Origin of the sequence: Mesorhizobium sp. BR1-1-16, from assembly GCF_020165495.1 — a bacterium.
Classification (GTDB): Bacteria; Pseudomonadota; Alphaproteobacteria; order Rhizobiales; family Kaistiaceae; genus Kaistia.
The window spans coordinates 560,088-572,268 of the sequence record NZ_JAIUIE010000002.1 but is presented as its reverse complement, the minus strand read 5'-3'; the positions used below and the strand labels follow the sequence as shown (position 1 = coordinate 572,268).

The window sequence follows — 12,181 nt, the reverse complement described above, 5'->3', positions numbered from 1 at the left end:
CCCTTGTCCGAAACCTCCGCCGCCCCCGCCCGCCTGGCATTGCCGGTCGGATTCGAGATTCCGCGCATCGCAACGGGGCTTTGGCAGATCGCCGACATGGAGCGCGACGGCAAGACCGTCGACATCGACGCCGCTGCCGCGTCGATGCTTTCCTACGCCCGCGCCGGCTTCGACGCCTTCGACATGGCCGACCATTACGGCAGCGCCGAACTCATCACCGGCCGCTTCCTGAAGCTTGCGAAGGCCGAAGGGCTGAAGCCGTTCGTCTCGACGAAATGGTGCCCGACGCCGGGTCCGATGACGCGCGAGGTTGTGCGCGCCGGGGTTCAGCGCAGCCTTGACCGGCTCGGCGTCGACAGCGTCGACCTGATGCAGTTTCATTGGTGGAGCTTCGAGCATCCGGCCTATCTCGATGCGCTGGCCGAAATGGAGGCGATGCGCAGCGAAGGCATCATCCGCCATCTTGGGCTGACCAACTTCGACACCGACCATCTGGCGCTGGTCGTCCGCAACGGCATCACGATCGCCACCAATCAGGTGTCGTTCTCGCTGCTTGATCGCCGCGCAGCCGACCAAATGAGCGCGTTCTGCCTCGCGAACGACATTCGCCTGCTCGCTTACGGCACCATGGGCGGCGGCTGGCTCTCCGAGCGCTGGCTGGGTGCGGCCGAGCCGGAGGGGCCGGCCGACTGGTCGAAGATGAAATATCGCCGCTTCGTCGATGCGATCGGCGGCTGGGACGCCTTGCAGGGCATTCTCGCCGCCGCTGCCGGGATCGCGCGGAAGCATGGCGTCTCGCTCTCGAATGTCGCGACGCGCTGGGTGCTCGACCATCCGGCGGTCGCAGCCGTCATCATCGGCGCACGGCTCGGCGAGCGCGAGCACCGCGCCGACAATCTGAAGGCCTTCGCGTTCCATCTCGATGCGGAGGACCGCGCGCACCTCGACGCCGCTTTCGCCGCCTCGACGCCGCTGCCGGGCGATTGCGGCGATGAATATCGCAAGCCGCCGTTCCTCACCGCATCAGGCGATCTCAGCCACCACCTCGCCAGCCTGCCGCAGATCTACCAGGCCGAGCCGATCCCTGGGAAGCCGGGCCGGCTCAGAGTCGATTCCGGCAGCATCTGGGAGCCGATCGCCGGCTATTCCCGCGCGGTGCGCATCGGGGAGCGCATCCTCGTCAGCGGAACGACGGCAACGCACACTGACGGTTCGGTCATCTGCCCTGGCGACATCGCGGGCCAGACGACCTACATCCTCGACAAGATCGCCGCTTCGATCAGCGCTCTTGGCGGCTCGCTCGACGATGTGATCCGCACCCGCGTCTACTTGAAGAACGCGAAGGATTGGGAGCCGGCATCGCGGGTGCATGGCCGCTTCTTCGGCCATATCCGCCCGGCGAATACCTTGCTGGAAGTCGGCGCGCTGGTCGGCCCCTATGAGATCGAGATCGAAGCGGAGGCCGTGGTCGACGCGGCATAGGCTCGAGACCCAATTTGGAGAGCGACATGGACGACGGCATCACGCGTTTCGCAACGCCGCGCGACGACGGGCTCGGCCTCGTCCGGATCGAGAATGCGGCTGGCCTCGCCATCGAGGCGCTGCCGAACGGCACGCTCTTCGCGATCACGCATCGCGAGCCGCGCGGGACGATCATGATCAACCAGGTGCTCGGCGCGCCGACCGGCGGCGGGATCGGCCGCATCCTGCTGCGGACCGGCGGAGGTTCGCCAGATATCGCGACCATCGCCGGCAGCGGATCCTCGGGCGCGTTCGGTCATGTGGACAACGCGTTCGTCTATGAGGGCCGCGCCAGCGGGCTCGCCTATCGCGCCGTATTGGCGCTCGATCCAGAGGAAGCGCTCTGGTTCTGGCGCATCACCGTGACCAATGAGAGCCGCGAGGCCATCCCCTTCGATCTCATCAGCGCGCAGGATGTCGGCCTCGGCGGGCGCGGCTTCCTGATGGGCAGCGAGGCCTATGCCTCGCAATATCTCGACCACCACGTCGAAACCCATCCGGATTTCGGCCCGGTCGTGATGTCGCGGCAAAATCTCGATCAGGGCGGCCGCCATCCCTGGCTGGTGCAGGGCTGCCTCAATGGCGCCACCGCCTTTGCGACCGATGCGATGCAGCTGTTCGGGCCGGCATTCCGCCTCTCCGGCGCGATCACCCTCCCCTTCGGCATCAATCTGCCATCGATGGTACTGCAGCACGAGGTCGCCTGCCCGGCGATCCAGAGCACGGCGCAGACGCTGGCACCGGGCGAGACGGCGACGCTGACCTTCTTCGCCCGCTTTATTCCAGATCATCCCACGGCTTCAGGCCCTGACGATCTCGCCCTGGTCGCGGGGATCGCCGCCCGCGTCGCCACGCTCGCCGATCCGGCCGCCGCAGCCAGGCCGGCGATGCACAGCCTGCTGGAAACCGCGCCGCTCGCCCATGCCGCGCCTTTCAGCGACGCGAGGATCGCCGCCCGCTATCCAGTTCGGCTGCGCGAGGAGAAAGAGGACGGCACGCTGCTGTCCTTCTTCGTCGCGGACGGCGCCCAGAACCGCCATGTCGTCACCGCCGCCAAGGAAGCGCGGATCGCCCGGCGGCATGGCTCCATCCTCCGCTCGGGCGACAGCCTGATGCTGGACGAGAAGACGCTTTCATCCACGGCCTGGATGCAGGGCGTGTTCGCTGCGCAGCTCACCATCGGCAACACCTCGTTCCATAAGCTCTTCTCGGTTTCCCGCGATCCCTATGGCCTCACCCGCGCCAGTGGCCTGCGTATCCTCATCGATTGCGGCGCGGGCTGGGAACTGCTCGGCGTGCCGTCGCTGTTCGAGATGGGGCTCTCGGACTGCCGCTGGATCTATGCGCTCGGCGAGCGGATCGTCACGGTCCATGCCGTCGCGGCCGGCGACGAGGCCGCGCTGCAATGGCGTGTCGATGTAGAAGGCGAGCCGTGCCGCTTCCTCGTCATCGGTCATCTCGTGCTCGGCGAGCGCGAGTTCGAGCAATCCGGCACGGTTACCATCGATCCGGAGGCCAAACGGGCGAGCTTCACGCCGGGTGCGGACTGGCTTTGGGGCCGGGCTTACCCGAAAGCGCGGATGGATCTGGTCACGGCGACGCCCGACGCCGTGGCCGCGGTCGGCGGCGATGAGCTGGCCTATCCGGACGGTGCCGCGCGCGGCGCTCCGGTGGTCACGCTGCTCTCCCATCCGACACATGCGCTCGTCCTTGCCGTCACCGGATCGATGACCAGCACGACGGAGGCCAACCGCCTCGCCGATCGCTATGCTGCCGGCCGCAGCCAGGACGAGGCGCTGGCGCCCGCGCACCGGTTCTGGAGCCAGACCACCCGCGACATGCGGCTCAAGGGCGCGCATCCGGATATCGAGGCAGCGAGCCTGCTCCTGCCGTGGCTAGCGCATGACGCGATCGTGCATCTCACCGTGCCGCATGGGCTGGAGCAATATTCCGGCGCCGCCTGGGGCACGCGCGATGTCTGCCAGGGGCCGGTCGAATTCCTGCTGGCGATGCGCCACGACACGGCGGTGCACCGGATCCTCCGCGCCCTCTTCGCCGAGCAGCACCGCAAGAATGCTGACTGGCCGCAATGGTTCATGCTGCCGCCCTATTCCGACATCCGCGCCGGCGACGCGCATGGCGACGTCATCATCTGGCCGCTGAAGGCGCTCGCCGACTATATCGAGGCGAGCGGCGATATCGGCATCCTCGCCGAGAAGGTCGGCTGGCGCGGCGGGGCGGCCGGCGAGACGGCGAGCATCGCCGAGCATGTCGCCGCGCTGATCGCCGAGGCCGAGCGCCGGTTCATCCCCGGCACGCATCTCATCCGCTATGGCGAGGGTGACTGGAACGACTCGCTGCAGCCGCATGATCCGCATCTGCGCGACTGGATGGTCTCGAGCTGGACGGCGGGTCTGCTGCACGAGCAGATCGTCCGCTATGCCTCGATTCTCGCCCGCGCCGACGGCAACACCCATCGCGGCGCGCATGACGAGGCGCGCCGGTTGGAGCGGCTGGCCGAGGCCATCCGTAGCGATTTCAACCGCCATCTCGTCTCAGGCGGGATCACCGCCGGCTATGCGCTGTTCGACACCAGCGGCCATCGCACGGAACTGCTGCTGCACCCTTCCGATACCCGCACCGGCCTCTCTTATTCGCTGATCGCGATGACGCAATCGATGCTCGGCGGCCTTGTCGGCGAAGACGAGACGGTCTCACAACTCGCCGCGATCGACGCGTCGCTCACGTTTCCGGACGGCCTCAGGCTGATGGACAAGCCGGTCAAATATGCCGGCGGACCCGAGACGCTGTTCCGGCGGGCGGAATCGGCGGCGTTCTTCGGCCGCGAGATCGGGCTCATGTATGTGCACGCGCATCTCCGTCAGTCCGAGGTGCTCGCCAAGCTCGGCGCCGCCGATGCGCTGTGGGACGCGATCGCCCTCGCCAATCCGATCCGCGTCACCGAAGTGCTCAACCAGGCGACGCTGCGTCAGCGCAACACCTATTTCTCGTCCTCCGACGCTGCTTTCGCCGACCGCTACAAGGCGTCAGCCGATTGGGAGAGCCTCAAGGACGGCACGATGGCGGTCGATGGCGGCTGGCGGACCTATTCGAGCGGACCTGGCATCTTCACCAGGCTTCTCGTTGAACTGGCGCTCGGCCTTCGCCGTGGCCAAGCCGCCGGAAAGGTCATTCCGCGCGATTTTGGCCCCGTCGAGCTTATCTGGACTGAGGGCAGTGCAACACGTCGCCTCGCACTGCAGTAACGCTCCGCATTTAACCTTGCCGCTTAACAATATCGCGTAAATCCCGCAGTGACCGCGCTTTGCGGCCATGGACATTCGCTCATCACCCTGGCTAAGCTTAACGAAACGTTAAGGGGGGATGATCGTTTGCTTTCTGTCCTAATCTACATGGCCGCCGCTGCCGCACTCGGGCTCGGCAGCCAGATCATTCGCCCGACCGCCGCGCTCGGCAGCGATCACCACCGCAGGCTCTACTGGGCGGGCGCCGTGGCCGCGATCGGTATCGTCGGGCTCTTTGCGGGCGCATTGGTGATCTGACATAGTGCCGCCCACGCGATCGTGAGGATGAACATGACGAAGACCGCCTTCTGCCGAACCATCCCGGGCCTGTTGGCTGGCGCACTCATGGTCGCCGCCGGGCCTGCGCTTGCCGACGCGACTGCGCATTACAAATGCAAGGACGGAGCGGCCTTCGCCGCGGTCTTCACCACCACGCCGGGCTCCGTCGCGCTGGCCTTTGTCCACGGTCCCAAGCTGACATTGCCGCAGGCCGTCTCGGCGGATGGGGGCCGTTATGTCAAGGGCAAGACCGAATTCTGGATCAAGGGCCAGGGCGGCACGCTGACGCGCAATGGCAAGACGACGACCTGCCAAGCGAGCAACTGACGCCAGCGGGCGCGGATATCGCCGCTCAACTTGCCGTGATGGCGACACGGGCGGCCGTCGCGCCTCGTATATCGGATGACCTTCCTCAGAGGAGATGCTCCGATGCTGACCCGCCGCCGCCTGTTCGCCCTCTCGCTGGCCGCCGCCACGGCCGTCTCCCTCAGCGGGATCACGCCCGCGGCAGCGTTCACACTGCAGCCCTATGACGTCGCCGCCGTCAATGCTGCGATCAAATCCGGCAAGCCGGTCATCATCCATGTCTATGCGCCGTGGTGCCTGCAATGCCGGGCGCAGGCTTCCATCCTCGACCGGCTGTCCGCGGCCGGGCGCTATGGCGACATTGCCTTCTTCAAGGTCGATTACGACAAGCAGAAGGATGTCGTCAAAGCCTTCGGTGTGCCGCGTTCGACGCTGATCGCCTTCCGCGGCGGCAAGGAGGTCGACCGGATGTCGTGGGGCACCTCGGAAGCGTCGGTCGTCGCCGTTCTCGACGCTGCCGGCTGATGCTCTCCGCCGTCATCTTTCCCTTCATCGCCGGGCTTCTCACCATTCTCAATCCCTGCGTCCTGCCGCTGGCGCCGATCATCGTCGCCGGCGCGCGGGCGCGCGATCCGCTGGCTCCACTGGCGCTTGCCGCCGGGCTTGCCATCACCTTCGGGCTCTTCGGCGGTCTTCTCGCCTCGCTCGGAGCCGAGCTCGGCGATACCGGGGCCGGGCGGATCGTACTTGGCGCGGCGATGCTGGTGTTCGGCGTCGTCATGCTGGTGCCGGCCTTGGCGCATCGGGCCGAGATGGCGATGGCGCCGCTCGGCGCGTGGGCCGACCGGCAATCCGGTCGCATGCCGGCCGCCGGCCTCGCGGCTCAGGCCGGCATCGGCGCCATTCTCGCCATTGCCTGGGCGCCCTGCGTCGGTCCGACGCTCGGCGCGGCGCTGACGCTCGCGGCGGCCGGTGGATCACTGGCCGCGGCGATGGGCACGATGGTGGTGTTCGCGCTTGGTGCAGCCACCTCGCTATTGGTCGCCGGCTATGGCCTCGGCAAGCTCGCAAGGCGGGGACGGAGCGCGGCCGGGCGGTCGGCATCAATCGGCCGCGCCCTTCTCGGCCTCGCTTTCGCGCTGGTCGGCTTCGGCATGGTCACCGGCCTCGACAAGGTCGTGGAGGGGGCGCTGGTCGAAGCGATGCCGGATTGGCTCGTCACCTTCGCAACACGGTTCTAGGACTTCGGCCCTCGTCCTCGCCGGCATCCTCGCCTATCCTTCGTACGGGAACAGGCGAAAGGGGACGAGCCATGGCGAGGCAAGAGGCGCGGAGAGCCACATGGACGATGCTGGGACTGGCCGCGATCATCGCGGCAGCAGGCTCGCCGCGCATGGCAGAGGCGGCAAGCTTCAACTGCGCCAAGGCGAGCCTGCCGGATGAGGTCGCGGTCTGCGCCAATCGCGCCTTGAACGACGACGATGTCGAGATGGCGACCCGCTATCAGATGCTGCTGAAACTGCTGCCGATGGGCGCAGCCGGCAATCTGCGCGACGATCAGAAGGCCTGGCTCGCATGGCGCCGGTCCTGCGGCGGCGACATCGCCTGCCTCAACAACGCCTATGAAGTCAGGATCAAGGCGCTCAGCGCCGCCTTCAACCGGATCGCGGCACGGGGACCCTTCTAGAGTCCGGACCTTTCTAGGGTCCGCACCCCCCATTTACTGCGCCAGCGGCGGCGGCATCGGCTGCTCGGCCGGGGCAACGGTGGGGGGAGCCGCCGGCGCGACCGAAGCGGTCCGGGCCGGATCGACGAACTCGACATCGACGCCGGGCCGGACGAGATGGGCGAGTTCGTTGGCATCCCAGTTGGTCAGGCGCAGGCAGCCATGGCTGTTGGTCTTGTCGATGCGGCTCGGTTCGGGCGTGCCGTGAATGCCGTAGGTCGGCTTGTCGAGACCGATCCACACTGCGCCTACCGGGCCGTTCGGACCGGGGGCGAGCTTCAATGCCTTGTCGTTCTTGCCCTGCTGGAAATTGACCTTGGGGCGATACCAGTAGACCGGATCGATGGCGATCGCCTTGACCGCATGGATGCCGCTCGGCGAGGGCATGTCGGTGCTGCCGATGGTGGCCGGATAGGCGACGACGAGGTTCCACTGTTGGTCATAGCCGAGCAGCTGGCGCGCCGCGGAATCGGCGACGAGATGATAGACCTTGGTCTTGGCCGGCGGGCCGACATCGGCGACCGTGATGGTCTCGCCCTCGGCGAATCCGGCGCCGGGATTGAGGCGGCGCAAGAAGCCCTCGTCCATGTGGAAGCGCTCGGCGAGCGCCTCGCCCGCATTGCGATAGGCAAGGCGCGGCAGCTGCGCCATCTCGCCGTAATCCTTCGGAATGGTCGGCACGAAGGGACCAGCCGCGTCGGCGGCGGTGATCACATAGGGCACCAGCACCGGCCTTTCGCCGAAGGAGGCGAGGATCGCATCGATCTGCGGCCCCATCCGCCCGGTCGAGGGCATGCCGTTCATGTTCTCGAGCGCCGAGACGGCCTTAGCGAGATTGCCGCCGGACATGCCATCGATGACGCCGGGCGAGACATTGGCGCGGTCGAGCAGGATCTGAAGCCGCGCGATGGCCGGAATGGCCTGCTTGCCCGAGCGCTTGAGGCTGTCCGGCAAGACGGCATCATTCGCCTGTGCGATGAAGGTCGCCGGAACGAGGGCCGGCACCACGGGTGCAGGCGGGTTGGCGGCCACGGGCGGGTCCCCGGCCGGCGGCGCTGCGGGCGCCGGCTGCTGGAGGGCCTGGTTCGGCCCATAGGGCTGATAGGGCTGCTGAAGCTGGTAGGTCCCCACCTCCGGCTGCCCTTCATAGGGCTGCGGCGCCGCCTCGATCTGCGGATAGGCGTCGCGATAGCCATAGGCTGGATCAGCATAGTCGCGATAGCGGTAGCCGTGCTGGGTATCATAGGTTTGCGCAACGGCGACGCCCGACGAGAGCGCCAGCAAAGCCGGCAGCAGCAGGATCGACGGGTTCATTTTCATCACGCTCACTCCACGCCAACGCAACGCAGGGATCGGCGATCGGGCCGAAACCTCGATGAAAACTAGGTCATCGTGGTTAAGGATGAGTTGAAGCAAGGAAGATGGCGCCCATGCGGCGCTTCGTCCGGGCGGGCTGTTCGCCTCGCGGATCGCCTGTACCATCCAAGCGCGGCGAGATCGCCGCGCGTCGATGGCGGGAGACGGACCGATGGATGTGCGCGGCAAGGTGATCAGCGGCCGGTTCCTGCATGCGCCGGGACCCGACGGCGCGGAAATCCTCGCCGATGTGCTGGTCGCGGTCGATGCCACCGGGACGATCACGAGCGTCACGCCGACCGCCGATCCCGCTTATGCCGAGCGGCGGACAGAGGCGCGGCAGGCGGGAACTCTTGCCGAGATGGCGCCCCGCACGGCGATCCTGCCCGGCTTCGTCGATCTCCACATCCACGCGCCGCAATATCCCCAGCTCGGCAAGGCGCTCGACGTGCCGCTCGAGGTCTGGCTGCATCGCTATACCTTTCCGCTCGAAGCCCGTTACGCCGATCTTGCCTTCGCGCGAAGGAGCTACGAGGCTCTGGTCGGCGATCTCCTCGCCAGCGGCACAACGACGGCGCTCTATTTCGCGACGGTGCATCAGGATGCGACGCGGCTCCTCGCCGAGATCTGTCTCGCGAAGGGGCAGCGGGCGCTGGTCGGCAAGGTATCGATGGATGATCCCGACGCCTGCCCGCCCTATTATCGCGACGCGAGCGCGCAGGAGGCTGTCGACGGCACGCGCGCGCTGATCGACCATCTTGCTGCCCTGCCCGGCAATGGCGGTCTCGTCAAAGCCGTGGCGACGCCGCGCTTCATTCCATCCTGCACCGACGCCTTGCTGGAGGGCCTTGGCGCGCTGACTGCAGAATGCGGCTGCCATGTGCAGACCATTGCTCGGAAAGCGACTGGGAGCATGGCCATGTGCTGGCGCGCTACGGCCGCACCGACGCGGAGATGCTCGATCACTTCGGGCTGCTGACCCGGCGCACGGTGCTGGCGCATTCGAATTTCCTGACCCCGGCCGACATGGACCGGGTCGCGGCGCGCGGGTCCGCCGTCGCGCATTGCCCGCTCTCCAACGCCTATTTCGCCAATGCCGTGTTCCCGATCCGCGCGGCGCTGGCGCGGCAGGTGCGCGTCGGCCTCGGCACCGATATCTCCGGCGGACCGAGCGCCTCGATGCTAGAGGTGCAGGCATGGCGGTTGCCGCCTCGCGCATGCTGGAGGGCGGCGTCGATCCCGACCTGCCGGCCGAACGGCGGGGACGGCCAGGGGCGCGCATCGACGTGCCGCTCGCCTTCCATCTCGCAACCGCAGGCGGCGCCGATGCGCTGGACCTCCCCGTGGGCAGCTTCGCGCCGGGCCGGCATTTCGACGCCATCCTGGTCGATCCCGATGCGCCCGGCTCGACGATGCGGCTCTTCGACGAGGTCGATGAAGAAGCGGACCTGCTCGAGAAGATCGTCTATACGGCCTCGCGGCCCAATCTCGCTTGTGTCTGGGTCGGGGGCCGCGCCGTATCGGGCAGCGCCGGAAATTGATCAGGCGGGCGGCCTGTCCTGGGCCAGCGGCAAGCGGATTTCCTGCACGAGGCCGCAGACGACACCATTGCTGACCGTAATCGAGCCGCCATTGCGCTCGATGATCTCCCTGGCAATGGCAAGGCCGAGGCCGGCGCCGGGCATCGCCTGACGCCGTGAAGGATCGACCCGGAAAAACGGCTCGAACACATGAGCGATCAGGTCGTCTGGAATGCCGGGGCCATTGTCTCGCACGAAGACGACGGCAAAGGCGCCATCGATCTCTCCCTCGATCCGGCCGCCGCCGCCATGCGTGGCGGCGTTGATGAAGAGATTGCGCAGCGCCCGTGTCAGCGCCAGACGGGCAACGCCGACCTCGGCCTCGACGGTCTGCCCGAGTTCGAGCCGCATGCCCTGGATCGTCAGCTCGCCCGTGATCTCACGCAACAGCCCGGTGATCTCGACGCGCTCCCGGGCGCCTGACGAGGCTTCCTCGCGGACGAGGCGGATGGCGCTATCGGCAATGCGATCGAGCTCTTCGAGATCGCGCAGCCAGAGCGCGCGCTCGTCATCGTCGCCGACAAACTCGGCCCGGAGGCGCATGCGGGTCATCGGGGTGCGAAGATCGTGGCCGGCCGCCGCGACGAGACGCATGCGGCTCTCCATCGCCGATTTGAGCCGCGCCGAGAGGCGGTTCAGCGCCTTGGCCGTCGCCTTCATCTCGCCGGAGCCGAGCTCGGGCAACACCGGCAATGTGCCGTCCGGCCCCACCGAGGCGATCGCGCCCTCGATCATCTGCAGTGGCCGGGTCAGCCTGTTCGAGATCACCACCGCGATGCCCGCGGCGCCAAGGATGATGGCGGACATCCAGCCGAGCAGGATGAACCACGCCGTGCGTGGAGGCGGCGGGCGCGCCGAAAGTGGCATCGCGATCCACCAGCCCTGGCTGGCGATCGGCACGGATACGGTCATCGGCTGATTGGGGACGGGCTGGCTGACGAGGACCGGGCGGGGCTGCCCGATACGGGCGAGCTCGGAGCGCAGCACCTCGGTCAGCCGTTCATCGACGGTTCCGCTCGCCGGCCCTGCCAGCAGACGCATGCCATGCAGGTTCGGATTGACCATGCCCGGCTCGAAATCATCCGGCAGTTGCTCGGCCAGCCGCGAGATCAGATCGATCTGCAGCGCGGCGTCCTGAACCATGCGCTCGGGCCCCGGCCTTCCGATCACCGCGATGGCGACCGATGTCGCCATGCCGACGACGGCGACGATCGCGCAGACGATGAGGGCCGCGATCCTGAGGCGCAGTGTGTTCAACGCGGCGCCTCGATCGTCTCGACCTTGGTCGAGAGCTGGTAGCCGCCGTTTCGCACCGTCTTGAAGATCTGGAAGCTGCCGCCATCGCCGAGCTTGCGCCGCAGACGGCTCATCAGCACGTCGATCGAGCGGTCGAGCGGATCGGCCTCGCGGCCCTGCGTCAGATCGAGCAGCTGGTCTCGCGAAAGCACGCGGCCCGGCCGATCGAGGAAGACGCGCAGCAAATCGAATTCAGCGCCGGTCAACACCACATCGGCGCCGTCGGGATCAATCACGGACCGGCTGGTCGGGGACGCGACGAAGCCCGCAAAACAATAGCTCTCGACCGTCGGCGGCTCGGCGATGTCGGCGACGCGGCGCAGCACGGCACGGATGCGTGCCAGCAGCTCGCGCGGATTGAACGGCTTGCCGACATAATCGTCGGCACCGATCTCGAGCCCGATGATGCGGTCGACATCCTCCTTCAGCGCCGTCAGCAGGATCACGGGAATATGCGGCTTCCGATCCCGCAGCTGGCGGCAGATGTCGAGCCCCGAGCCGTCGGGCAACATGACGTCGAGGACGATGAGATCGATCTGCTGGGTCTCCAGCTTCTCCTCGAGCTCACGACGGTCGGCCGCGAGCGTGACGCGGAGACCCTGCTGGTCGAGGTAGCGGCCCAGCAGCTTGCGGATTTCGAGGTCGTCATCAACGACAAGAATGTGTGGCGTGATCTGCATCTATGGAACTGCACTCAAACGGAGGTCGTTGAAAGCTGAGGCATACAGCCTCGAGAGTGCTCTTGGCCGAGGGTTTGGTAAACGAACCTCTCAAAGGGCCTTACAGCAATGTTGCGTAACAAGATTTCCCGG

General features: G+C 67.1%; 11 protein-coding genes and 1 pseudogene. 9 read left to right on the top strand and 3 right to left on the bottom strand.

The window, feature by feature from the left end:
* The first annotated feature begins 3 nt into the window (after positions 1-3).
* From LB518_RS08485 to LB518_RS08455, 7 genes are all read left to right on the top strand, one after another.
* Positions 4-1,482 carry an aldo/keto reductase gene (locus LB518_RS08485; protein ID WP_224575795.1) on the top strand — a complete coding sequence of 493 codons (1,479 nt, stop codon included), beginning with the start codon at positions 4-6 and terminating at the stop codon, positions 1,480-1,482.
* A gap of 26 nt (positions 1,483-1,508) precedes the next feature.
* Positions 1,509-4,787 carry a GH36-type glycosyl hydrolase domain-containing protein gene (locus LB518_RS08480; RefSeq protein ID WP_224575661.1) on the top strand — a complete coding sequence of 1,093 codons (3,279 nt, stop codon included), beginning with the start codon at positions 1,509-1,511 and terminating at the stop codon, positions 4,785-4,787.
* A gap of 126 nt (positions 4,788-4,913) precedes the next feature.
* Positions 4,914-5,084, top strand: a complete 171-nt coding sequence (locus LB518_RS08475) for a hypothetical protein (protein ID WP_224575659.1) — start codon at positions 4,914-4,916, stop codon at positions 5,082-5,084.
* 33 nt (positions 5,085-5,117) lie between these two features.
* The gene (locus tag LB518_RS08470) at positions 5,118-5,432 is read left to right on the top strand and encodes an MliC family protein (RefSeq protein WP_224575657.1); all 315 of its coding nucleotides are present in this window, start codon (positions 5,118-5,120) and stop codon (positions 5,430-5,432) included.
* Between the two features lie 102 nt (positions 5,433-5,534).
* Positions 5,535-5,936, top strand: coding sequence for a thioredoxin family protein (locus LB518_RS08465; RefSeq protein WP_224575654.1), 402 nt, complete (start codon positions 5,535-5,537; stop codon positions 5,934-5,936).
* Positions 5,936-6,652: a cytochrome c biogenesis CcdA family protein gene (locus tag LB518_RS08460; RefSeq protein WP_224575652.1), complete on the top strand. Its 717-nt coding sequence runs from the start codon at positions 5,936-5,938 to the stop codon at positions 6,650-6,652. The genes LB518_RS08465 and LB518_RS08460 overlap by 1 nt, the downstream gene beginning before the upstream one ends.
* 71 nt (positions 6,653-6,723) lie before the next feature.
* Positions 6,724-7,098, top strand: coding sequence for a lysozyme inhibitor LprI family protein (locus LB518_RS08455; RefSeq protein ID WP_224575650.1), 375 nt, complete (start codon positions 6,724-6,726; stop codon positions 7,096-7,098).
* A 33-nt stretch (positions 7,099-7,131) separates the two neighbouring features.
* Here the strand turns inward: LB518_RS08455 and LB518_RS08450 are convergent, their stop codons facing one another.
* Positions 7,132-8,457 (bottom strand): L,D-transpeptidase family protein, encoded by a 1,326-nt coding sequence (locus LB518_RS08450; protein WP_224575648.1) that lies wholly within the window; start codon positions 8,455-8,457, stop codon positions 7,132-7,134.
* Between the two features lie 190 nt (positions 8,458-8,647).
* On the opposite strand from LB518_RS08450, the pseudogene LB518_RS24660 reads away from it, so the two are divergent.
* Positions 8,648-9,621: pseudogene (locus tag LB518_RS24660) on the top strand (amidohydrolase family protein); the annotation flags it as partial.
* A gap of 68 nt (positions 9,622-9,689) precedes the next feature.
* On the top strand, positions 9,690-10,034 hold the full coding sequence (locus LB518_RS24650; protein ID WP_286198612.1) for an amidohydrolase family protein: 345 nt from the start codon (positions 9,690-9,692) through the stop codon (positions 10,032-10,034).
* On the opposite strand, the gene LB518_RS08440 is transcribed toward LB518_RS24650, so the two are convergent.
* The gene (locus LB518_RS08440) at positions 10,035-11,330 is read right to left on the bottom strand and encodes an ATP-binding protein (RefSeq protein WP_224575646.1); all 1,296 of its coding nucleotides are present in this window, start codon (positions 11,328-11,330) and stop codon (positions 10,035-10,037) included.
* Positions 11,327-12,049, bottom strand: a complete 723-nt coding sequence (locus LB518_RS08435) for a response regulator (RefSeq protein WP_224575644.1) — start codon at positions 12,047-12,049, stop codon at positions 11,327-11,329. The genes LB518_RS08440 and LB518_RS08435 overlap by 4 nt, the downstream gene beginning before the upstream one ends.
* Positions 12,050-12,181 lie beyond the last annotated feature (132 nt).

What these genes read in the sequence shown, in the direction of transcription:
- LB518_RS08460 (WP_224575652.1), top strand. Translation starts at nt 5,936, where the DNA reads ATGCTCTCCGCCGTCATCTTTCCCTTCATCGCCGGGCTTCTCACCATT.
- LB518_RS08465 (WP_224575654.1), top strand. Translation starts at nt 5,535, where the DNA reads ATGCTGACCCGCCGCCGCCTGTTCGCCCTCTCGCTGGCCGCCGCCACG.
- LB518_RS08450 (WP_224575648.1), bottom strand. Translation starts at nt 8,457, where the DNA reads ATGAAAATGAACCCGTCGATCCTGCTGCTGCCGGCTTTGCTGGCGCTC.
- LB518_RS08435 (WP_224575644.1), bottom strand. Translation starts at nt 12,049, where the DNA reads ATGCAGATCACGCCACACATTCTTGTCGTTGATGACGACCTCGAAATC.
- LB518_RS24650 (WP_286198612.1), top strand. Translation starts at nt 9,690, where the DNA reads ATGGCGGTTGCCGCCTCGCGCATGCTGGAGGGCGGCGTCGATCCCGAC.
- LB518_RS08470 (WP_224575657.1), top strand. Translation starts at nt 5,118, where the DNA reads ATGACGAAGACCGCCTTCTGCCGAACCATCCCGGGCCTGTTGGCTGGC.
- LB518_RS08480 (WP_224575661.1), top strand. Translation starts at nt 1,509, where the DNA reads ATGGACGACGGCATCACGCGTTTCGCAACGCCGCGCGACGACGGGCTC.
- LB518_RS08455 (WP_224575650.1), top strand. Translation starts at nt 6,724, where the DNA reads ATGGCGAGGCAAGAGGCGCGGAGAGCCACATGGACGATGCTGGGACTG.